Annotated in this window: 19 protein-coding genes and 1 pseudogene; 13 read left to right on the top strand and 7 right to left on the bottom strand. The window is 71.1% G+C overall.

Annotation, left to right across the window (positions count from 1 at the left end; genetic code table 11):
• Positions 1-185 precede the first annotated feature (185 nt).
• Together IE269_RS34920 and IE269_RS34915 are read right to left on the bottom strand one after the other, a co-directional pair.
• A complete protein-coding gene (locus IE269_RS34920; RefSeq protein WP_189827284.1) occupies positions 186-1766 on the bottom strand; it encodes an APC family permease in 1581 nt (526 codons plus the stop codon).
• Between the two features lie 72 nt (positions 1767-1838).
• Positions 1839-2783, bottom strand: coding sequence for a hypothetical protein (locus IE269_RS34915; RefSeq protein ID WP_189827283.1), 945 nt, complete (start codon positions 2781-2783; stop codon positions 1839-1841).
• A 187-nt stretch (positions 2784-2970) separates the two neighbouring features.
• Here IE269_RS34915 and IE269_RS34910 point away from each other — a divergent pair, with 187 nt between their 5' ends.
• Positions 2971-3450, top strand: a complete 480-nt coding sequence (locus tag IE269_RS34910; RefSeq protein ID WP_189827282.1) for an ASCH domain-containing protein — start codon at positions 2971-2973, stop codon at positions 3448-3450.
• Between the two features lie 62 nt (positions 3451-3512).
• On the opposite strand, the gene IE269_RS34905 is transcribed toward IE269_RS34910, so the two are convergent.
• On the bottom strand, positions 3513-5270 hold the full coding sequence (locus tag IE269_RS34905) for an FAD-binding dehydrogenase (RefSeq protein WP_189827281.1): 1758 nt from the start codon (positions 5268-5270) through the stop codon (positions 3513-3515).
• 176 nt (positions 5271-5446) lie between these two features.
• On the opposite strand from IE269_RS34905, the gene IE269_RS34900 reads away from it, so the two are divergent.
• The 9 genes from IE269_RS34900 (at position 5447) to IE269_RS34860 (ending at position 12494) form a co-directional block, all read left to right on the top strand.
• Positions 5447-6349: a DMT family transporter gene (locus tag IE269_RS34900; protein WP_189827280.1), complete on the top strand. Its 903-nt coding sequence runs from the start codon at positions 5447-5449 to the stop codon at positions 6347-6349.
• 109 nt (positions 6350-6458) lie between these two features.
• The gene (locus tag IE269_RS34895; protein WP_189827279.1) at positions 6459-7103 is read left to right on the top strand and encodes a TetR/AcrR family transcriptional regulator; all 645 of its coding nucleotides are present in this window, start codon (positions 6459-6461) and stop codon (positions 7101-7103) included.
• A gap of 29 nt (positions 7104-7132) precedes the next feature.
• A complete protein-coding gene (locus tag IE269_RS34890; protein ID WP_189827278.1) occupies positions 7133-7903 on the top strand; it encodes a glucose 1-dehydrogenase in 771 nt (256 codons plus the stop codon).
• 27 nt (positions 7904-7930) lie between these two features.
• Positions 7931-8446: an NUDIX hydrolase gene (locus IE269_RS34885; protein WP_189827277.1), complete on the top strand. Its 516-nt coding sequence runs from the start codon at positions 7931-7933 to the stop codon at positions 8444-8446.
• Positions 8443-8835 carry a YidH family protein gene (locus tag IE269_RS34880; RefSeq protein WP_189827276.1) on the top strand — a complete coding sequence of 131 codons (393 nt, stop codon included), beginning with the start codon at positions 8443-8445 and terminating at the stop codon, positions 8833-8835. The genes IE269_RS34885 and IE269_RS34880 overlap by 4 nt, the downstream gene beginning before the upstream one ends.
• 17 nt (positions 8836-8852) lie before the next feature.
• Positions 8853-9188, top strand: coding sequence for a DUF202 domain-containing protein (locus IE269_RS34875; RefSeq protein ID WP_229898149.1), 336 nt, complete (start codon positions 8853-8855; stop codon positions 9186-9188).
• A gap of 224 nt (positions 9189-9412) precedes the next feature.
• Complete coding sequence (locus IE269_RS34870) at positions 9413-10444, top strand: phosphotransferase family protein (protein ID WP_189827275.1); 1032 nt, start codon at positions 9413-9415, stop codon at positions 10442-10444.
• A 6-nt stretch (positions 10445-10450) separates the two neighbouring features.
• A complete protein-coding gene (locus IE269_RS34865) occupies positions 10451-11671 on the top strand; it encodes an acyl-CoA dehydrogenase family protein (protein WP_189827274.1) in 1221 nt (406 codons plus the stop codon).
• Between the two features lie 226 nt (positions 11672-11897).
• Positions 11898-12494, top strand: coding sequence for an acetate uptake transporter (locus IE269_RS34860; protein WP_189827273.1), 597 nt, complete (start codon positions 11898-11900; stop codon positions 12492-12494).
• Positions 12495-12505: 11 nt separating this feature from the next.
• On the opposite strand, the gene IE269_RS34855 is transcribed toward IE269_RS34860, so the two are convergent.
• The 3 genes from IE269_RS34855 to IE269_RS34845 are packed head-to-tail and all read right to left on the bottom strand — an operon-like array spanning position 12506 to position 15603.
• Entirely contained in the window at positions 12506-13099 is a 594-nt protein-coding gene (locus IE269_RS34855) for a TetR/AcrR family transcriptional regulator (RefSeq protein ID WP_189827272.1), read from the bottom strand.
• Positions 13100-13153: 54 nt separating this feature from the next.
• Positions 13154-14845 carry a class I adenylate-forming enzyme family protein gene (locus IE269_RS34850; RefSeq protein ID WP_189827271.1) on the bottom strand — a complete coding sequence of 564 codons (1692 nt, stop codon included), beginning with the start codon at positions 14843-14845 and terminating at the stop codon, positions 13154-13156.
• Complete coding sequence (locus IE269_RS34845) at positions 14842-15603, bottom strand: SDR family oxidoreductase (RefSeq protein WP_189827270.1); 762 nt, start codon at positions 15601-15603, stop codon at positions 14842-14844. The genes IE269_RS34850 and IE269_RS34845 overlap by 4 nt, the downstream gene beginning before the upstream one ends.
• 217 nt (positions 15604-15820) lie before the next feature.
• Between IE269_RS34845 and IE269_RS34840 the strand changes: the two genes are divergently transcribed.
• Both IE269_RS34840 and IE269_RS34835 read left to right on the top strand, forming a co-directional pair.
• Positions 15821-17080 (top strand): exo-beta-N-acetylmuramidase NamZ family protein, encoded by a 1260-nt coding sequence (locus IE269_RS34840; protein WP_189827269.1) that lies wholly within the window; start codon positions 15821-15823, stop codon positions 17078-17080.
• Positions 17081-17157: 77 nt separating this feature from the next.
• Positions 17158-18486, top strand: a complete 1329-nt coding sequence (locus IE269_RS34835) for an MFS transporter (protein ID WP_438817612.1) — start codon at positions 17158-17160, stop codon at positions 18484-18486.
• 66 nt (positions 18487-18552) lie between these two features.
• Here IE269_RS34835 and IE269_RS34830 read toward each other — a convergent pair.
• A pseudogene (locus IE269_RS34830) lies at positions 18553-21375 on the bottom strand (penicillin acylase family protein).
• A 307-nt stretch (positions 21376-21682) separates the two neighbouring features.
• Between IE269_RS34830 and IE269_RS34825 the strand changes: the two are divergent.
• On the top strand, positions 21683-22294 hold the full coding sequence (locus tag IE269_RS34825) for a hypothetical protein (protein WP_189827268.1): 612 nt from the start codon (positions 21683-21685) through the stop codon (positions 22292-22294).
• Positions 22295-22299: the final 5 nt, after the last annotated feature.

Below are 22299 nucleotides of genomic sequence, written 5' to 3'. Positions count from 1 at the left end.
GTCCCGTCCGGTGGTTGAGGGGTCACGTCTCGATTCGAGCACTCGCGGGGTCCTGGTGCAAAGGTCCGCGCGTGTTCGTCAGACTTTCGTCATGCCTTGCGGGGGCCGGCGGGGCCCGGGGTGGGCAGGGGTCCGGGGCCGGGCGGGGAAGCGCCGCGACCTCTCCCCCGCCCGACCCGCGGGCGTCAGCGTCCGGCGGGCTCCTGGTCCGCGCCGGCGGCCTTGTCGAGCTGGAAGGCCTCGTTGCCGAGCCCGATCCGGGCGTGCACCTCGGGCTTCTTGGCCTTGAGGACCACACCGTAGAGGAGCCCGCCCAGGGCGGTGACGCCGATGATGGCGGGCAGAATCCAGCTGAGTACGGAGCCGGACTCGGCGCCGACCAGGATGGCGAAGTCCTTGACCGTGTAGACCGCGATGCCGAGCAGGGCGATTCCGGCCAGGCCCGAGCAGAGCAGGCGCCACTTCTGCGCGCCGCCCGCCCCGCGTCGTACGAAGAAGGCGATCACGGCGAACGAGGCGACGGCCATCAGCAGGATGACGCCGAGCGCGCCCACGTTGCCCATCCAGGTGAACAGGTGCAGCACCGGGGTGGTCGGGTCGTCGATCGGCTTGTCGTCGGTGAGCGCGAAGGCCAGGACCACGACCAGGGAGAGGACCGTCTGGAGGACGGAGCCGGTGGCGGGGGCGCCGCTGTTCTTGTTCGTACGGCCGAAGGCGGCCGGGAGGAGGCCCTCGCGGCCCATCGCGAAGGAGTAGCGGGCGACGACGTTGTGGAAGCTGAGGAGCGCGGCGAACATGCCGGTGACGAAGAGGATGTGCAGGACGTCGGTGAAGGTCGTGCCGAGGCGTTCCTGGACCAGGGTGAAGAGCATGCCGGGGCCCTGGTCGGTGGCGAGCTTGGACACCTTGTCGGGGCCTGCGGCGACGCTGACCGCCCAGGAGCTGAGGGCCAGGAAGATCGCCGAGTAGGCGACGCCGAGGAACATCACGCGGGAGACGATCACGTGCGGGCGCTGGGTCTCCTCGGCGTACACCGGGGCCTGCTCGAAGCCGACGAACGCGGCGATGGAGAAGCAGAGCGCGGTGCCGAGCGCGACGCCGGGCCCGGAGAGCGTGGACGGGTCGAACGCGGCGAAGGACAGGCCGGTGGCCTTGGCGGGCTCGGCGACGGCGGAGACGTCGAAGATGACGACGAGCAGGCACTCGATGAGCAGCAGGACGCCGAGCACCTTGGCGTTGAGGTCGATCTTCAGCCAGCCGAGGAAGCCGATGAGGACGACGCAGACCAGGGCGAAGACCCACCAGGCGACCTTGAGGTCGAGGTAGGTGGCGAAGATGCCGGAGAGCTCGAAGCCGAGGATGCCGAAGATGCCGACCTGCATCGCGCTGTACGCGACGAGGGCGACCAGCGAGGCGCCGGCGCCGGCGGTGGCGCCGAGGCCGCGGGCTATGTACGCGTAGAAGGCGCCGGCGTTGTGGACGTGCCGGCTCATCTCGGCGTAGCCGACGCTGAAGAGGAGGAGCACCGCGCCGAGGATGAGGAAGAGGAGCGGCTGGCCGACCACGCCCATCACGCCGAAGATCGTGGGCATGACACCGGCGACGACCATGAGGGGTGCGCTGGCGGCGAGGACGGACAGCAGGAGGCCGAGGGTGCCGAGGCGGCCGGCGCGCAGGGCGCCCTCCTCGCCCTTGTAGGTGTTGATTCCGGCGTCGCCGCTGCCTGTCTCTCGGGTCGTGCGGGTGGGTGAACTGCCCGTGGCCATCGCGGGGTTGTCCCTTCGGGGGTAGGCGGAGTGGGAGGGGTGCGGTGGTGCTGGACTTGCGCGTGGGGGGGGTCAGGCGTCTCCGAGTACGACGCCGCGTGCGGCGCGGAAGGCCTGGTGGGGGTCCCGGTCGGGGTACGACCAGGGGGCGGCCGTACGGTGCGGGCCGATCCGGTGGAACAGGGCGGCGGCCTCGGCGTACCGGCCCTCGCAGAACTTCGCGTGGGCGAGGTAGTTGAGGTCGACGCGGGAACGGGGGTGGTCCTCGCGCTCCCACTCCAGCCACCAGTCGAAGGCGGCCTTCATGGTCTGCCGGGCGCGGCGGCCCGACCAGTGCCCCGACAGCTCCGGCTCGGCCGGGACCTGTCCGGCGACGGCGAGCGCACGGTAGCGCTCGGCGTGCGCGACCACGGGCAGGACGGCCAACGGGGAGTCGGCGGGGGCCTGTTCGGCGGCCCAGGCGGCGAAGTCGTACACCTCGTGGAGGGGGTCCTGCCCTATGTCGGGGCGGCGCTCGGCGAGGCGGGCGATGATCAGGTGGTGGGCGTGGTGGTGCTCCGGGTGCCGCAGCCTGACCTGGTCGTAGAGCTGAGTGACCTCGTCCTCGGTGCCGAGGTGGCGGGCGAGGAGGAGCAGGGCGAGCCAGGGCGTGGGGTCCTCGGGGGCCAGCTCGGCGACCTTGCGGCAGGACTGCCGGGCACGGTCGGGGCAGCCCTTGCCGAGGAGAGCGGCCTGGGCCTGGGCGCAGGCCAACAGGGCTGCGGCGTCGGCGCTTTCGGGTTCGGCGAGGAGCCAGTCCTGGGCCCAGGCGAGGGTGCCCTTGGGGGCGGCGAGAACGAGGAGGCGGTGGCCGCGGCGGTCCCAGTCGTCGCCGGTACGAGCGAGGAGGGAGCGGACCTTGGTCCATCTGCCCTGCCCCAACTGCTCGCGCACTTCTATGAGTTCGGCGTCGTCGAGGGCAGGGTCGGGCGGCTGTTCGCCGCGACGGCGGCGGAGAAGGGGCGGAGGAGGGGCCATCCGCGAGGTACCTCCACGACGCGCGACGAGCAGGCTTTGATCACGCACAGCAAAGCGGTAGGGGCGGCTCCGCGTCAAGCCGGTTCCTGTCGGGGCGGTGTCCAACTGGCGTCGACGGTGCGGCGGTTGGTCTGCGTGGTGATGACATCGGGCCAGGCAGGGGGCCTGTCGTGGCTAGGCTGGGCGCATGGACGACCACCAGAATTCCGCCCGAACCGCTCCCTCCCGCGCACCGCTCCCGCCGTACCTGCTGGCCTATCCGGGGCCGCTGCGGGACCAGTTGGTGGCGGCGGTGCTCGCGGGGCGGAAGGTGTCGACGACGGGCCTGCTGTGCGAGTACGAGGCGGAGGACGAGGAACTGCCGCCGGTGGGCGAGCGCTCGGCCCTGATCGACTCGGCGGGGCGGGAGGTGGGGGTGCTGGAGATCACGGAGGTGCGGGTGCTGCGGCTGGGGGACGTGGATCTTCAGCACGCGCTGGACGAAGGCGAGGGGTACGCGTCGGTGGCCGAGTGGCGGGCAGGGCACGAGGCGTTCTGGCACGGGGAGGAGATGCGGGAGGCCATGGGGGACCCGGGGTTCACCGTGGACGACGAGACGCTGGTGGTGGCGGAAAGGTTCAGGGTGGTGGAGGTGCTGGGTGCGGAGGTGCCGGGTGCTGAGGGGTGACGCCCTGGTTCCGGTAGGCGCCACCCTTCCTCGGCACCGATAGGCGTCACCCCACTTCGGCGCTACACCACGTCGCGCGCGGCCGCGCGCCCCGCCGCCCGGCCGGAGAAGATGCAGCCGCCGAGGAAGGTGCCCTCCAGGGAGCGGTAGCCGTGGACGCCGCCGCCGCCAAAGCCCGCCGCCTCGCCCGCCGCGTACACACCCGGCAGCGGGGTGCCGTCCGGGGTCAGCACGCGGGAGGAGAGGTCGGTCTCCAGGCCGCCCAGCGACTTGCGGGTGAGGATGTGCAGCCGTACGGCGATCAGCGGCCCGGCCTTGGGGTCGAGGATACGGTGCGGGGTGGCGGTGCGGATGAGCTTGTCGCCGAGGTACTTGCGCGCCCCGTGGATCGCCGTGACCTGGAGGTCCTTGGTGAAGGGGTTGGCCATCTCCCGGTCGCGGGCGACGAGTTGGCGGCGCAGGTCGGCCTCGTCGATGAGGGGTTCCTTGGTGAGGGCGTTCATGCCGCGCACCAGGGAGGTGAGGTCCTTCTCGACGACGAAGTCGGCGCCGTGGTCCATGAACGCCTTCACAGGGGCGGGCACGGCGGCCCTCGCCCGGTCGATGACGCCGCGTACGGACTTGCCCGTCAGGTCGGGGTTCTGCTCGGAGCCGGAGAGGGCGAACTCCTTGCCGATGATCTGCTGGTCGAGGACGAACCACGTGTAGTCGAAGCCGGTCTTCATGATGTGGTCGAGCGTGCCGAGCGTGTCGAAGCCCGGGAAGAGGGGGACGGGCAGCCGCTTGCCCCGCGCGTCGAGCCACAGCGAGGAGGGGCCGGGCAGGATGCGGATGCCGTGCTTGGACCAGATGGGGTTCCAGTTCTGGATGCCCTCGGTGTAGTGCCACATGCGGTCGCGGTTGATGTGGCTGGCGCCGGCCGCCTCGGCGATGCCGAGCATCAGGCCGTCGACGTGCGCGGGGACGCCGGAGAGCATGTGCGCGGGCGGAGTGCCGAGGCGTTCGGGCCACTGGGCGCGGACCAGGTCGTGGTTGCCGCCGATGCCGCCGGTGGTGACGATCACCGCCTGCGCGCGCAGCGAGAACTCTCCGGTGGCGGTGCGCGAGCTGGCCGTGCCTCGCTCGGCGGAGGACGCCTCCAGGATCTCGCCGGTGACGGTGTCGACCACTCCCTGGGTGCGCTCCAGGCCGGTGACCCGGTGCCGGAAGCGGAAGGTGACCAGGCCCCGGGCGACTCCTTCGCGGACCTTGCGCTCGAAGGGGGCGACGAGGCCGGGACCGGTGCCCCAGGTGATGTGGAAGCGGGGTACGGAGTTGCCGTGGCCGTTCGCGTCGTAGCCGCCGCGCTCCGCCCAGCCGACGACGGGGAAGAAGCGGACGCCCTGCTGGTGCAGCCAGGAGCGCTTCTCCCCCGCCGCGAAGTCGACGTACGCCTCGGCCCACTTGCGCGGCCAGGCGTCCTCGTCGCGGTCGAAGCCCGCGGTGCCGAGCCAGTCCTGGAGGGCGAGGTCGCGGCTGTCCTTGACGCGCATCCGGCGCTGTTCGGGCGAGTCGACGAGGAAGAGGCCGCCGAAGGACCAGTGCGCCTGGCCGCCGATCGACTGCTCGGGCTCCTGGTCCAGGAGGATCACCTTGCGGCCGGCGTCCACCAGCTCGGCGGTGGCGACGAGACCGGCGAGGCCCGCGCCGATGACGATGACGTCCGCGTCGTAACCGGTGCGGCCCGTGTCGCCGGAGCGCCCCGTGTCGTCCGGGCGACTCGTGTCACCGGAGGCGGCCGTGACGTCGTGGCCGGTGGCGTCGTTCCCCTTGGCATCCATGGCCCGATCTTCGGTACGCGGGAGTAACTAGTCAACCGTTCGCGAGCGCGCTTTCGGGGGTCCCGCTGGGGTACCCGGAACGGAAGACGCCTCTCCTCGCCGCCGCAGCGATCACAGCCCCTGTGCCGCTATGGTCGGCCAAGTCCCCTGATTCCCCCCTCACTTGAGGTTTCACGGTGTCGCTGACCGTTCTTGTACTGGCTTTGAGCGCCGCGTGCTGCATCGGCTTCGGTTTTGTCCTCCAGCAGGATGCCGCCCGACAGGCGCCGCTCGGTGACTTCCTGTCGCTGCGGCTGCTGCTCGACCTGGTGCGGGTGCCGCGCTGGCTGGCCGGGATCGGCTGCATGGTGGCGGGCATGGTGCTGGGCGCACTGGCCCTGTCGTACGGCGAGGTGTCGGTGGTCGAGCCGCTGCTCGCGACGAACCTCCTGTTCGCGATGGCGCTCTCGCGGCGGCTCACCGGGCGCAGGCTCGGCCGCCGGGGCTGGGCCGGGCTGTGGCTGCTGGCGGGCGGGGTGGCGGCGTTCCTGGTGGCGGGGCGGCCGCACGGCGGGCGGGCCGAGGTCGATCCGCTGCGGCACTGGCTGGTCGTCGGCGTCGTCGTGGGCCTCGCCCTGCTGCTGACCGCGCACGCCAAGCGGTCCCGGATGGGCTCGGGCCCGGCGCTCCTCGCACTCGCGGCGGGGCTGTTGTACGGGTTGCAGGACGCGCTGACCCGGGCGACCGGGCAACGCTTCGAGGAGGGCGGCTGGGACGCGCTGCTGGGCGGTTGGCAGGTGTACGCGGTGGTGGCGCTCGGGGTGGTCGGGCTGGTGCTGGTGCAGAGCGCGTTCGAGACGGGCACGCTGCGCGGTTCGCTGCCCGCGCTGACGGCGGCGCAGCCGCTCTCCGGGGTGGCGTGCGGGATCGGCTTCCTGGGCGACCAGCTCCGCACGACGCCGGAGGCACTGGCCGGGGAGGCGGCGGGGCTGGTGGCGATCGTGGCGGGCATCGTGCTGCTGAGCCGTCATCCGGCGATGCCGGGCGGGGCGGCGAAGGCGGTGCCGGTGGCGGCCGAGAAGGTGCCGGCAGGTCGCTGAGCGGGCTTCTGGCCTGCTGGCCTGCGCGTTCCGTCCTCGCCAATGCCGAACATTGATCCTTTAATGTCCCGCATTGCCTTCTAATAATGGCCAGTATTACAGTGGTCGCATGGCAAGGACGTCAGGACCCGAGACCCGGGAGAAGCTGATCCGTGCGGCCGAGGAGATCTTCGCCGCGCAGGGCGTCGACGGCGCACAGTTGCGGGACGTGGTGAAGCTGGCCGGACAGGCGAATCCGTCGGCCGTCCAGTACCACTTCGGCTCGCGGACCGGGCTCCTCGACGCCGTCATGGCGGGACGCCAGGCACGCACCGAGCAGGTGCTCGCGCCGCTGCTGACCCAGGTGCCCGAAGCCGCTTCCGTACGGGAGCTGGTCACGGCCCTCGTCGCGGCGGAGGCCACCGAGCTGACCGACGCACGAGGGCTGCGCTGTCTGCGCATTTCGGCGCAGCTCAGTCATGAGAGCGGCGTACGGTCGCGGACCCCGCACCCGACGCTGGCGGGCACCGCGTACTGGCGGCTGATCGAGCACATCGAGGCCGCGCTCGTGCGCGACGGGCTGCCCGAACCGCTGCGGCTGGAGCGCCTGGACCTGGCGCTCACGCTGGTCGGTGCCGCCCTCGCGGACCGGGCACGGCAGTTGCTGGCCGGGGAGACTCCGCTGACCTCGGCGAACGTATTCCTCGCCGACCTCGTGGAGACGACCGCGGCCCTGCTCGGGGCGCCCCACACCCACGTACCAGAACACTCTTGAACCCCACACTCGTGAGAGAAGAACGCACCATGAGCAACAACGACCTCACCGGCAAGACCGTCATCATCACCGGCGGCGCCCGGGGTCTGGGCGCGGAGGCCGCCAAGCAGGCGGTCGCCGCCGGCGCGAACGTCGTGATCACCGACGTGCTCGACGAAGACGGCAAGGCCACGGCGGCGGAGCTGGGCGAGCGGGCCCGGTTCCAGCACCACGACGTGACCTCGGAGGAGGACTGGGCGCGCGTCGCGGCGTACGCGGTCGCGGAGTTCGGCTCCATCGACGGCCTGGTGAACAACGCGGGCATATCCACCGGCCAGTTCCTCGCGGACGAGTCGGTCGAGCACTTCCGCAAGGTCCTCGACATCAACCTGACCGGTGTCTTCATCGGCATGAAGGCCGTCATCCCGGCGATGCGGGAGAACGGCGGCGGCTCGATCGTCAACATCTCCTCGGCGGCCGGCCTGATGGGCCTGGCGCTGACCGCCGGTTACGGCGCGTCCAAGTGGGGCGTGCGCGGTCTGACGAAGATCGGCGCGGTCGAGCTGGGCACCCAGAAGATCCGCGTGAACTCGGTGCACCCGGGCATGACGTACACCCCGATGACGGCCGCCGTCGGCATCCAGCAGGGCGACGGCAACTACCCGAACACGCCGATGGGCCGGGTCGGCGAGGCGGACGAGATCGCGGGCGCGGTCGTCTTCCTGCTGTCGGACTCGGCGTCGTACGTCACGGGCGCGGAGCTGGCGGTGGACGGCGGCTGGACGACCGGCCCGACCGTGAAGTACGTCATGGGTCAGTGATCCACTGGTTGTTGTTGGATGGGGCCCATGAACCCCAGTGAAGAAATCTTGGACGTCGTCGACGAGCACGACGACGTCGTCGGGCAGGCCCCGCGCGGTGAGGTGTACGCGCGGGGCCTTCGCCATCGCTGCACCTTCATCCGAGTGCGGGACGCCGAGGGCCGGATCTTCGTGCACCGCAGGACACCGACGAAGCTGGTGTATCCGTCGCTGTACGACATGTTCGTGGGCGGTGTGGTCGGCGCGGGCGAGTCCTACGACGCGGCGGCGCTGCGCGAGGCGCAGGAGGAGCTGGGGGTTTCCGGGCTGCCGCAGCCGGAGTTCCTGACCAAGTTCCTCTACGAGGGCGCGGACGGGCAGAGCTGGTGGAGCGCCGTGTACGAGGTGCGGTGCGAGGTGCCGGTGGACCCGCAGGTGGAGGAGGTCGCCTGGCACACCTTCCTGACAGAGGAGGAGCTGGCGCGGCGGGCCGGCGGCGGACCGGACGCCTGGGAGTGGGTGCCGGACGGGCTGGCCGCGTACGAACTGCTGGCGCGCCGATGAGCGGGCTGCGGGAGGGGCTGCGGCTGTGGGTGGCGCCCAAGAGGGTGCAGGAGGAGGGCGAGACGCCGGACTACCGGTTCTCGCTGGCCAATGAGCGGACCTTCCTGGCCTGGGTGCGGACGGCGCTGGCGCTGGTCGGGGGCGGGTTCGCGGTGGACCAGTTCCTGCCGGAGCTGCGGTGGGGAGTGCGGGTCTCGATGGCGCTCGCGCTGCTCGCGCTGGGGGCGATGTGCGCGCTGCGGGCGGTGAACCACTGGGTGCGGTGCGAGCGGGCGATGCGGCGGGGAGAGGACCTGCCGGTGACGCGCTTCCCGACGGTGCTGAGCCTGGTGGTGGGGGTGGTCGCGGTGGCGATGGTGGTGGTCGTGGTGTTCGGGTGGGCGGGGTGAGTGGTCAGGTGGGCGGGGTGAGTGGCCAGGTGGGCGGGCCCGCCGTGGAGCCCGCCCGGGATCCGGGGCTCCAGCCGGAGCGGACGCGGTTGGCGTGGCGGCGGACGACGCTGTCGGCGACGGTGGTGGCGGTGCTGGCCGTGAAGCAGGCAGTGCACGACGGGGTGACGGGGGTGGGGCTGCTCGGGGCGGCGCTGGGGGCGCTGGTCTGGGTCGGCTTCCTGGTGGTGGCGCACGGGCGGCTGCGGGAGTTGGACCGGGCCCGCCCCTTGGCGCTGTCGCCACGCCGGGCGTGGCTGGCGGTGGGGTGCGGGGTGGCGCTGGCGGGGTTCGGGGTGGCGGTCGTCTGGTAAAGGGGCGCCCCGTCAGGGGCGCGGGGAACTGCGCGAGCAACCAAACAACAAGCCGCGCGGCGAGCGCTTTAGGTGAAGGGGCGGGGCCGGGGCGAAACCCGGGGGTTCGGGGGCAGCGCCCCCGGAAGGAACAGCAACCACCCACCTCGCACAGGACTAGACGACATACCGACTGGTCGGCATCATGGGCAGAGCCGTTGCCCACAAGTCCTGGAGGCATCCCCATGAGCACCGCTCCCCCGCCACCCCCGGGCCTCGACCCGGCACGGCTGCGCGAGCACCTGGACCAGGAGCGGCCGGGCCTGGTCGGCGGCCCGCTCACCGCCCGCCTGATCGAGGGCGGACGCTCCAACCTGACGTACGACGTCACGGACGGCCGCACCCGCTGGGTCGTGCGCAGGCCGCCGCTCGGCCATGTCCTGGCGACCGCGCACGACATGAAGCGCGAGTTCCGGGTGATCAGCGGTCTGCATCCGACGCGCGTCCCGGTACCGGCCCCGGTGCTGCTGTGCGAGGACGAGGAGGTGCTGGGCGCGCCGTTCTACGTGATGGAGTTCGTGGAGGGGACTCCGTACCGGACATCCCAGGAACTGGCCCCGCTGGGCCCGGAGCGCACGCACGCCGCCGTGCTCGGCCTGGTGGACACCCTGGTGGAGCTGCACGCGGTGGACCCCGAGGAGGTCGGGCTCGGCGACTTCGGCCGCCCCGAGGGATTCCTGGACCGTCAACTGCGGCGCTGGGGACAGCAGTTGGACGCCTCCCGCAACCGTGACCTGCCCGGTATCGACGAACTGCACGCCGCGCTCGGCCGCGAGCTGCCCGACTCCCCCGCGCCCACCGTCGTACACGGCGACTACCGCCTCGACAACGTACTGATCGGCGGTCCGGACGACGAGATCCGGGCGATCCTGGACTGGGAGATGTCGACGCTGGGCGACCCGCTGACGGACCTCGGCCTGCTGGTGATGTACGGGACGGAGCTGGAGCTGCCCGACTCCCCCATTTCCACGACCGCTTCGGCGCCCGGTCACCCGACGACCGACGAGATCGTCGCGCGGTACGCGGCCCGCTCCGGGCGGGACGTGTCGGCGGTGCACTGGTACACGGCGTTCGCCTGGTTCAAGCTCGCGGTCATCCTCGAGGGCATCCACTACCGCTACACGCTCGGGCAGACGGTCGGTGCCGGTTTCGACCGGATCGGCGAGCTCGTCCCGGTCTTCATCCAGCACGGCCTGACGACCCTTCAGAAGGGCTGATTTCCCATGGACTTCGCGTACGACGCACGCACCGAAGAGCTGCGCGGCAAGCTGCTGGCCTTCATGGACGAGCACGTCTACCCGGCGGAGGCGGTGGCGCACGAGCAGCGCGCGCTGCTCGACTCGCCGTGGGACACCCCGGCGGTGGTGGAGGAGCTGAAGGCGGAGGCGCGAAGGCAGGGGCTCTGGAATCTGTTCCTGCCGGATGCGGAGTACGGCGCGGGGCTGACCAATCTCCAGTACGCGCCCCTCGCCGAACTCACCGGCCGCTCCCCGCAGTTGGCCCCGACCGCGCTGAACTGTGCGGCCCCGGACACCGGCAACATGGAGCTGCTGGCCCAGTTCGCCTCCGAGCAGCAGAAGAAGCAGTGGCTGGAGCCCTTGCTGGCCGGGGAGATCCGCTCGGCGTTCGCGATGACGGAGCCCGAGGTGGCCTCCTCGGACGCGACGAACATCGAGACCCGGATCGAGCGGTCCGCCGACGGGGCCGAGTACGTCGTCACGGGCCGCAAGTGGTACATCTCCGGGGCGATGAACCCCGACTGCAAGATCTTCATCGTGATGGGCAAGACCGACCCGGACGGCTCCGACGTGCGCCGCCAGCAGTCGATGATCCTGGTGCCGCGCGACACCCCGGGCGTAGAGATCCGCCGGGCGATGCAGGTCTACGGGTACGAGGACCACTACCACGGGGGTCACGCGGAGGTCGTCTTCGACGGCGTACGGGTGCCCGCCGCGAACCTGGTCGGCGAGGAGGGCGGCGGCTTCGCCATCGCGCAGGCGCGGCTGGGGCCGGGGCGCATCCACCACTGCATGCGGCTGATCGGCATGGCCGAGCGGGCGATCGAGCTGATGTGCCGGCGGGCGGTGGCGCGCAACGCCTTCGGGAAGTCGCTGGCCCAGCAGGGTGTCGTGCAGAACTGGATCGCGGACGCGCGGGTGACCGTGGAGCAGCTGCGGCTGCTGGTGCTGAAGACGGCCTGGCTGATGGACACGGTCGGCAACCGGGGTGCGCACACCGAGATCCAGGCGATCAAGATCGCGACGCCGCGTGCGGTGCTGCAGATCATCGACGACGCGGTGCAGCTGCACGGGGCCGGGGGCGTCAGCCAGGACTTCCCGCTGGCGGAGCTGTGGGCGGGGGCGCGGACGCTGCGGCTGGCGGACGGGCCGGACGAGGTGCACCAGAGGTCGCTGGCGCGGCGGGAGCTGAAGAAGTACCTGTAGGGCCTCGCCCGAAGGACCTGCGGTCCTCGCCCCGCAGGTGCCCGTAAGGGCCTTTCGGCGGACCGCCAGGGCCGGGCGGCCCCTGTGGTCGGGACTGAGATCCCGACCACAGGGGCCGCTTTTCGTCGGTTTGCGCCCGAATCGCCCGGTAAATTCGGTGGGTCATTCCTCGTTCGGCCTTGCTTTCGAAGCCGCGTGCGAGGCCGTCCACGCGAAGGTTCCACCCATGTCTCACGCCCCCGCAGCTCCTGCCGCCCCCGCGCCCGTCAAGATCGCCAACCCCGGTCCGCTCGGGCTGGCCGCGTTCGCGCTGACCACCTTCGTGCTCAGCATGTTCAACTCGGGCCTGGTCTCGAACGCGGCGCTCAGCGCGGTCGTGCTGCCGCTGGCGCTGTTCTACGGCGGTCTGGCGCAGTTCGCGGCGGGTCTGTTCGAGTTCCGGCGGGGCAACACCTTCGGGGCGACGGCGTTCGTGTCGTACGGCGCCTTCTGGATGGCGTTCGCGGGCTACGTGAAGTTCGTGGTGCCCGGGCTGCCGAAGGAGGACGCGCACCTGGCGACGGGGCTGTTCCTGATCGCGTGGTTCGTCTTCACCCTGTACATGACGGTGGCGGCGCTGAAGCTGGACCTGGCGCACCGGGCGATCTTCGTCACGCTGACGCTGACGTTCCTGTTCCTGGCCCTCGGGGACCTGGCGCAGAACGTGACGCTGGGGCACGTCGGCGGCTGGCTGGGCCTGGTGTGCGCGGTGTGCGCCTGGTACACGTCCTTCGCGACAGTCACCAACGAGACCTGGGGCCGCAAGGTCCTCCCCCTCGGCTGATCGACCCTTCCTCAGGGGCGCAGGGCCCTGAGCAGGAGGTCTGCCAGGTGGTCGGCGACCTCCTGCGGGGTGAGGGGGCCGTCGGGGCGGTACCAGGTCGACAGGTGGTGGACCGAGCCGAAGTGGTAGTCGACCACCAGGTCGGCGGGGGTGGCGGTGGAGAAGACGCCCGTGCGCTGCCCCTCCTCCACCAGGGCCCGGAAGCGCTCGTGGTAGCGGCGGCGCTCGGAGCGGACCTGCTTGTCCTTCTCCGGGCTCAGGTGGTGCATCGAGCGGAAGAAGATCGACGCGTCGTCGAGGTTCTCGATGGTGGTGACGACGACGTCCGCCGCCGCGTCGCGCAGCCGCTGTTCGACGGGGGCGTCGGCGTCGGCGAACGCGTCCAGGCGCTCCTGCTGGAGGCGCAGGACCCGGCCGTACACCTCGTGCAGCAGGTCGTCCTTGGAGCCGAAGTAGTGGTAGAGGGCGCCCTTGGTGACGCCCGCCGCCTCGACGATCTCCTGGACCGAGGTCCGGTCGTAGCCGCGTTCGGCGAAGAGCCGGGTGGCGGCGGCCAGCAGCCGCTGCGGAACGGGAGTGCCGCCGGGTTCGGTCGTTCTGGCCATGTGCCGCTACCTGCCTTGCCTGAATGCGTCGAGTCTCGTACTGAGTGCGGGGAACTACTGCGTGGAACGCAGTTCCCGCCGGAGGATCTTCCCACTCGTCGTCTTGGGAAGCTCCGGCAGGACCGTCACCTCGCGCGGGTACTTGTAGGCGGCGAGGCGTTCCTTGCAGTACGCGATGAGGTCGTCGGGGGTCGCTTCCGCGTCGGGTCGCAGGCTGACGTACGCCTTGACGCTCTCGCCCCGGTAGGCGTCGGGGACGCCGACGACGGCCGCCTCGCGGACGGCGGGGTGGGTGTAGAGGACGTCCTCGACCTCGCGGGGCCACACCTTGAAGCCCGACGCGTTGATCATGTCCTTCTTGCGGTCGACGACGTACAGCCAGCCCTCGGAGTCCATGAACCCGATGTCGCCGGTGCGCAGTTCCCCGTCCGGGAAGGCCTCGGCGGTGGCCTCGGGCAGCCGCCAGTAGCCGGAGACGACCTGGGGGCCGCGCACCGCGATCTCGCCCTGCTCGCCGAAGGGGACGTCCTGGCCCTTGTCGTCGACGATGCGCACGACCGTGTCGGGTCCTGGTACGCCGACGGAGAGCGTGCCGGAGACCGGGTCGACCGGAGCCTCCTTCTCCGGCGGTACGGAGGCGCACGGGGCGGTGCATTCGGTGAGCCCGTAGCCGTTGCGGATGTACGGCCCGAAGCCCGCCCGGAACTTCTCCACCAGGGCCGGCGGCAGCGGTGCGCCGCCCGAGGAGATCACCTCGAAGGAGGCGAAGTGCTCGCGGGTGACGCCCGGCGTGGCGGCCAGCGCCATGAAGGCCGTGGACGGCCCGACCGTGTACGCGGGCCGGTGCTCGGCGAAGGCGTCCAGGACCACCTGCGGGTGGAAGCGGTAGGCGAGGACGAGGGTGCCCGCGTTGGTCAGGCAGGCCGCCAGCTGGCAGACCATGCCGGTGATGTGGAAGAGCGGGGCGAGGGCGAAGTAGGACGACCCCTCGGCGATGGGGTGCCCGGTGCGCTGCCGCTCCGCGTTGACCATGATGTTTCCGTGGGAATTCATCGCCCCCTTCGGTGTGCCGCTGGTGCCCGACGTGTAACTGATCAACGCCGTGTCCGTGGGCCCGAGTTCCCGCCCGGAGGGTGAATTCAGTCCGGCCCGGGCGGCCTCGACGAGGTCGTCGGCGTCGGTGGGCCTGGGCAGGCGCTCGAAGGTGAGCACGCGGTCGTCGTTCGTGCTCTGGAGGTCGAGTTCGCAGGCGGTGAGGACGATGCGTACGGAAGGGGCTGCGGCGGCGGTCTCCCGCAGGTACGCCTCCCAGGCGCGGTCGGCACAGATCAGGGCGCTGACCTCGGCGTCCGCGAGGACGTGACCCACTTCCGCCGACTTGTACATCGGGTTGAGGGGGACGACGACGGCCCCCGCCTTCCACGCGCCGAGCAGGGCGAGCACGAACTGCGGCGAGTTCTGGAGCATGATCGCGACCCGGTCGCCGCGCCCGAGGCCCTGGGCGGCGAGGTGTCCCGCCACGGAGTCCGACAGGGCCTCCGTCTCGCGGTAGCTGAGCCGGCCGTCGAAGTAGGCGAGCGCGGTCGTGTCGGGGGCGCGGCGCACGCTGTCGCGGAAGGCGTGCACCAGGGTGGGCGCCGGGTGCACGGGGCGACGCTGGGCCTCGCTGAGCTGCGCCAGCCACGGCTGGGCGGCGTAGATCGATGCGGCCGGGTGGTTCGGTCCTCCGTCGGCGGTGTGCGTCACTGCCCGGCCCCTTCCCACTTCTGCTGGAGTTGGTTCATCCCGGCGAGCCAGCGGTCGGTGTCGCCCGCGCGCGCCCTGTAGTAGTCGGCGACTTCCGGGTGCGGGAGGATCAGGAAGCGGTCGGCCGCGATGCCCTCGAAAAGCGCGTCGGCGACGTCCTCCGGCTCGATGGCGGTGGGCGCGAGCACCAGTTCGCCCGCCGATCCGGCGGAGGCCATCAGGTCGGTGCGCACACCCTGCGGGCAGATCGCGTGGACCTTGAGGCCCTGGTGCCGGTACGTCAGCGACAGCCACTCGGCGAAGGCGAGCGCGCCGTGCTTGCTGACGCTGTACGGGGCCGCGCCGATCATCGTGAGCAGGCCGGCCGCCGACACCGTCGACACGAAGCGGCCGCTCCCCCGCTCCACCCACTCCGGGATCAGCGCGCGGGCGGCCCGTACGTGGGCCATCACGTTGACGTCCCAGGCCAGTTCCCAGAGGTCTTCGGCGAACGGGTCGCCGCCGCAGCCGACGCCGGCGTTGGCGCAGTAGATGTCGATCCTGCCGCCGAGTGCCTCGCGGGCCGCCTCGACGATCCCGGAGGCGTCCCCGGGGACGGCGGTGGCGCCGATCTCCTCGGCGACCGCCTTGGCCTTGCCCGCGTCCAGGTCGTTGACCACGACCCGGGCTCCCTCGGCCGTGAACCGCCGGGCCAGGGCGGCTCCGATGCCGCCTCCCGCACCCGTGACCACGACCGTCGCGCCCTGCACCGCATCCATCCGGGGCCTGCCTCTCCATGCCGACTGCTTCCGCAGACTAACCAGTCGGTATGGACGGGGGAAAGGGGTGTACACGGGAGATCCGGAGCGCGCTGCGTTCCGTGGTGCGAGTACAGGGGCTAGCGTGCCCGGACGTGCCGCGGGGATGAGCGGTGCGCACGACATTCGGTGCGACGGCCGGTGGTAAGCCGGGCGTCCGGGCACGGAGGTGGCACGGATGAGCTTGTCCAGAAGAGGGCTGCTGGCGGCCGGCGGCGGCACGGTGGGGGCGCTCGCGGCGGGCGGCGCGGCGCAGGCGGCGGAGGCGGGGCACGGGAGCGGGGGCGGGCCCCGGGTGCGTACCGGGTTCGACCGGCTGGCCGCCGACGGGTACCGGCTGTTGCGCGGGCGCAAGGTCGGCATCGTCACCAACCCCACGGGCGTCACCTCCGACGTCCGGCACATCGTCGACGTCATGCACGCCGACGCACGCGTGAACCTGACCGCCGTGTTCGGCCCCGAGCACGGCTTCCGGGGCACTGCGCAGGCGGGCGGCTCGGAGGGGCGGTACGACGACCCGGCGACCGGGCTGCCGGTGTACGACACGTACCTCAAGAGCGGGCAGCCGCTGGCCGACGTCTTCACGGCGTCCGGGGTGGACACCGTGGTCTTCGACATCCAGGACGCGGGTGCGCGGTTCTACACGTACATCTGGACGTTGTACGACTGCATGGTGGCCGCCGCGCTCGCGGGAAAGCGTTTCGTGGTGCTGGACCGGCCGAACCCGGTGACGGGGCGGGCCGCGCTCGGGCCGGTGCTGGACAGAGCGTTCGCGACGTTCGTGGGGCGCGAGCCCATCGCACAGGCGCACGGGATGACGGTGGCGGAACTGGCGCTGTTGTTCAACGCGGAGTTCCTGCAGAAACCGGTGCCTCTTGAGGTGGTGCGGATGTCGGGGTGGCGGCGGGGCGACTTCTTCGACGCGACGGGGCTGCCGTGGGTGCCGCCGAGTCCCAACATGCCGACGGCGGACACCGCGTTGGTGTACTCCGGCACCTGCCTCTTCGAGGGCACGAACCTGTCGGAGGGACGCGGTACGACCCGGCCGTTCGAGCTGCTGGGGGCCGAGGGCATCGACCGGCGCTGGGCCGAGGCGGCGAACGCGGAGCAGTTGCCGGGGGTGCGGTTCCGGGAGGCGTACTTCGCGCCGACGTTCTCGAAGTTCCAGGGCAAGACGGTCGGCGGCGTCCAGCTGCACGTCCACGACCGGGAGTCGTTCGACCCGGTGCGCACCGGCGTCGCGCTGCTGGTGACGGCGAAGAGGTCCTGGAGCGGCTTCGCGTGGCGGCCGGACAACTGGATCGACAAGCTGACGGGGAACACCCGCGTACGGACCATGATCGACGCGGGGGCGGGGACGGCGGAGGTGGTCGCGGCCTGGCAGGCGGACCTGGCGGCGTTCCGCAGGGTCAGGCGGGAGCACCTGCTCTACCGGTGACCACAGGTGTTCCACATGGTGGGACCGTTCGTCCCACCTATTGACTGCCCCATACACCGACCGAGACCCTGCCGGTCGTGAACGACGAACCGCGCACCACGAAGACAGCTCCACCGGCCACCGCCGGAACACCCGCCGACAGCCCCGAGAAGCTGCGCCGGGTGGCGGTGGCCAGTTTCATCGGCACCGCCATCGAGTTCTACGACTTCTACATCTACGGGACGGCTGCCGCCCTCGTCCTGAACGAGGCGTTCTTCCCGAACCTGACGCCCCTGAACGCGACGCTCGCGTCCTTCTCGACGTACGCCGTCGCGTTCGCGGCCCGCCCGCTGGGTTCGGTGGTCTTCGGGCACTTCGGCGACCGGGTGGGCCGCAAGTCCGTGCTGGTGGCCTCGCTGCTGCTGATGGGGCTCTCGACGGCGCTGGTGGGTCTGCTGCCGGGGTACGGGAGTTGGGGCATCTGGGCGCCGCTGGCGCTGGTGCTGCTGCGTTTCCTCCAGGGCATCGGGCTCGGCGGCGAGTGGGGCGGGGCGGCGCTGCTGGCGGTGGAGCACGCACCGAAGGGGCGACGGGGGTTGTATGCGGCGTTCCCGCAACTCGGTCCGTCCATCGGGTTCTTCGCGGCGACCGGGATCTTCTGGCTGCTGTCGGCGGTGCTGGACGACACGACGTTCAAGAGCTGGGGGTGGCGGATTCCGTTCCTGCTGTCGTTCCTGCTGGTCGCCGTCGGACTGTTCGTACGGCTGAAGATCAGTGAGACCCCGGTGTTCCAGCGGGTGATGGAGCAGCAGGAGGCCAGCAAGGTCCCGACGCTGGACGTCTTCCGGAAGTTCCCGAAGGAACTGCTGCTCGGCGCGGGCGGCATGATCGTCGCGTACGGGCTGTTCTACACGGCGACGACCTACTGCCTGTCGTACGCGACCAAGACGCTCGGGGTGCCCCGCAACACCATGCTGGGGCTGTCGATGGTGGCCTGTCTGTTCCTGGCGGCGGGCACCTGGCTGGCGGCGACGCGCTCGGACGCGGGAGGGCGGCGGAAGCTCATTCTGGGCGGCTGCGGGCTTGCTGTGGTGTGGGGTCTGGTCCTCTTCCCGCTGCTGGACACCGAGCAGCCGGTGCTGATCGCGCTGGCGCTGGGCGGGGCGTTGTTCTGCATGGGTGTGGTGTACGGGCCGATGGGCGCGTACCTGCCGGAGCTGTTCGGGGCGCGGGTGCGCTACTCGGGGGCGTCCCTCGCGTACAACCTGGGCGGTGTGCTCGGTGGTGCGGTGGCGCCGCTGGTGGCGACCCGGCTCCAGGCGGGCTTCGGGTCGGCGTCGGTGGGGTGGTACGTGAGCGCCATGGCGGTGGTGTCGCTGCTGTGCGTGCTGGCGCTGCCGGAGACGCGGGAGCGGGAGTTGGGCTGAGGCACGACACAGCACAGGGGACGTGAGGATCGTTGAACGATCCTCACGTCCCCTGTCGCATGTGTGTCAGCGGTGCTTCGGGAACTCCATGACCATCTGGTACGTGGGACGGTTCTGCCAGTTCATCTTCGGCTGGGTGAGACCGCCCAGTGCCCGGTGCTGGACGGTGTCCGCGCACCACTGGTCGCCGGCCGCGCAGGTGTCGTCGCCGGGGTAGACCTCGGCGGCGGGCTTGGCCGCTGCCGTCCTGAGGGTGGCGAGGAGGGTGTCGCGGCAGGTGTTCAGGTCGCCGTTGCCGCAGTACGGCTTGGCGAGTGCGCCCCGCACCGGCTGCCCCAGGACCGTACGGAGGTCCTTGTCGACGTAGCTCCACCAGCCGTACTGGAAGGCGGAACCGGCGTGCCCGCCGGTGGGGCCGTGGGTGGAGGAGGGGGACTCGTCGATGCCGAGGTTGGCGGTGAGCGCCTGGTACAGGTCGTCACCCAGGCCCGGCTTGAAGGTTCCTTCCACCAGCAGCGGCCACCAGGCGTCCATCAGGCGCACCGCGTCGGGGTGGGTGTAGGTCCGGGACCCCTTGGCGTTCTCGCGGCGCTGTGCGCCCTCTGAGCGCCACGCCTCCAACTGCTGGACGGAGCGGCCGAGTTCCGGGTCGGTGACCGGCTTGGTGCGGAGCACCTTCAGCAGCTCGGGGAGGACGTCCTCGCCGCGCAGGTCTGTGACGGCGGCCTCGGCCATGGCCTGCGTGAGGGAGGCGCGGGTGACGCCGCCGCGGCGGACGAGCCTCTCGACGCGGTCGTCGAGGAGGTTGCCCCGGTGCACGGAGCCGTTGCCGAAGCCCGCCGAGGAGTAGTCCGCCGCCTGCTTGTTGTTCCAGGAGACGTAGTAGTCCTGGTCGGTGGACTGCGGGTGCTGGGCGGGCGGGGTGTACGACGCGGTGTTGTCGGCCGGGTCGAAGCCGGGCCACTCGGTGGACCTGTCCGCCCTGATCGGGAGCGCGGGGTCGACGCCGGGGGCGCGCTGCGGGTTCAGGCCGCTGTTGTAGTAGGCGGCCGTGTTCGCGTCGGCGTAGAACCAGTTGAAGGCGTAGTCGATGCTCTCGGCGGCCTTCTGGAAGCTCTTGGCGTCCTTCACGAATGTCGGATCGTTGAACAATTGGAAGCCGATGATCGAGTCGGCCTCGTGCCGGTAGGTGGAGCGCAGCAGCGTGTACGCGACGGGCCTGCCGCCGACGGTGGCGCGGTGGGTGACCGTGCCGAGCCTGGTGCGCCAGACCTGCATGCGGTACGAGCCTGCGGCGGTGGAGTCGGCCACCGTCGGCTTCCAGGCGTTCCGCTTCTCCAGCTTCTCCATCGGTGTGCAGGCGCCCCGGAAGAGGTAGTGCGTGGAGTTCCTGGTGGGGGCACCGCCTCCGGGTTCGCACAGGTCGACGGCGTAGGTGTCGGTGATGTCCTGTCCGGCGGAGGTGGCGGACCAGGCGTAGTCCTGGCCGCGCCCGAGCTGGACGTACATGCCGACACCGGCGAAGGAGGCGCCGCGGGCACTGATGCCGGGGCCCTGGAGTTCCTGGAGCATCAACAGCTGCGGGGCGAAGTAGCCGGTCTGCGGGCCGAAGACGGCGACCGGATTGCCGCTCGCGGTGTGCCTGCCGGACACCAGGAGGGCGTTGGACATACCGCGCCTGGTGGCGAAGTCGGCGCCGGGCAGGACGCCTTCGTCGTACATGCCCTGGGCGGGCTTGAGCTTCTCGGGGGCCTCGACCGGGTCCTTGGCACCGGCCCGGTTCTGCTGCGCCGCGCCCGTGCGGTCGTGCACCAGCTGTTCGGCGGTGACGGAGCCCTTGTCGGGGAGGGCGACGGCGCGCGCCTGTGCGGGCTTTCCGGCGTACGGGAAACGCTGTCCGTCGTGCAGGGTGAGGGCGGCCTCGGGGTCGTTGCGCTGGCGGAAGGACTCCCAGACCTCGGTGCCCTCGGCGACGCCGTACTTCTGCTGCGCCGACAGCAGTGACAGGGCGGACTGGACCTCGCCTCCGCCGCCGAAGAGGCGGCTGGCGCGGTCACCAGCACCGGTGGCCCCGAAGGCCGAACCTCGCCGGTGCAGGTGACCGCGCCGATCCTGCCGGTGAGAACGAACGTACTCGCCGGGGAATTGACGTCCTCGCCTGCCCGAAGGCCGACGATTCCGGTCCGTACCGCTTGCGGCACCACCGTGGGTTCCTGTTTCACTGGCCGCTGCCACCTGTAAGGGCGGTCTTACGTGGCCTCCGCAGGCCTGACATCCCGCCCGTCCGGCGGTAGGTCCGCCAACCAGGTTGTTCGGACAAGCCGACATTAGCAACGGCACTGCGGCACTTCACGCCGTACGACGAAGAAGGCCCTCAGCTTCCTCATGGAGGGCGACCAGCCAAGCAAGCGTTCGATGACGAGAGGTGCCCTTGATGCGCGGGACGCCGGTCCTCTTGTCGCGGGTGATCGTGACGTCGGCGCGGGGCTTGTCCACGGAGGCCTGTTGGCCGTCGGGGACACCGAAGGAGGCGTCGTTGAAGAAGTCGGTGAGCTTCTCGTCCGTGAGGGCGCCGCTGCCGGCGACCAGGGCGTCGTACTTCTCGATCTGGTCCGAGGAGTGCGCGGGGCGGGTGCCGAGGACGCGGTGGGCGAGGATCTCGGCGAGGGTCGCGTTGCCGTTCTGGCCGGGTGGCAGGATGTCCGCGCACTGGGCCTGGCAGTGGTCCTCGGCGGGCGGCTCGGCGGCCTTGGCGGCGGGGGCCTTCAGCGGGCCGAACAGTCCGGCTCCGAGCGCCAGGGCGGCTGCGGCGACGGTGCCGGTCGTGCGCAGACCGCTGTGTCGGGTGGGGTGTTGGCGGCGGGCGGGGCGTGGGGGGCGTGCGGGCATGCGTGCTCCTCGGGAGCTCCTCGGGGGAAGCGGTGCGCCGGAGGTTACCGGCGGTTAACCCCGCAGAGGACCCGAAGAAGGTGAACACCCCTCACCTTTCCCTCTTCTTCACCCTTTCGAGTGAAGCGTTCGAGCAAGAAGGCGTGGACCTTGCGTGACGGAGGAGTGGACAGGGACGGGAGAGATCCGTGCGAAACGGGACCAATTGATCCCTGATGGGGCCCATCGGATTTTCGATGGAGCCGAAACGGGCACCCGTACGTCCATTCATCGACGCCGAAGTACCAGCGACGGAGGTGGCAGTGCGATGGCCGGTTTTCGGAGTCTCGCGAGACAGGTCCGTGACCCGAGGTGTGATCTTGCGTTGCGACGCTATTCGCTCCGCAAGTGTCTGGAGAGGTTCGCCCCTTACGGGCACAGGGCGACCTGGGACCACCTGTGCACCCGGCACGGGTTCGGTCCGGAGGACAGGGCGCCCGACCCGGTGCGGTTGGTGGCCGCACTGGAGGAACTGGAGGAGGCGCGGGCCGTCTGGCTCGCGTACGAAGTGGAGTTCGCGAAGCGCCGCAAGCGCGAGAAGCACGACGGGCTGCGGCGGCCGGGCTCCTTCGACGACTGGCACCGGCGGACCTGGGGCGGTTTCGGGGTCGCGTGGTGCGACGATCCGGCGGCCCATCCGGCGGCTTCGCTGGCAGAGGTGCTGCGCGGGCTGATCTCCGCTCTGGAGTCGGAACCCGGCGAGCACTGTCCGGTGTGTGCGTCGAGCCGGATCGTCTGGAAGCAGGACCTGGTCCACGAGCCGTGGTTCGGGCCGGTCTGCACGGGATGCGGAATTCTGGTGCCGCAGCCCGTCCTGACGCCCGAGGCACTGGCCCGGGCCAAGAGGGTGCGGCGCAAGGAACTGGCGTCAGTGGCGTGAGCGCG

The organism is Streptomyces spiroverticillatus, assembly GCA_014650415.1.
Classification (GTDB): domain Bacteria; phylum Actinomycetota; class Actinomycetes; order Streptomycetales; family Streptomycetaceae; genus Streptomyces; species Streptomyces spiroverticillatus.
The sequence above is the reverse complement of the archived record's forward strand: the minus strand, read 5'-3'. Positions and strand labels throughout refer to the sequence as shown.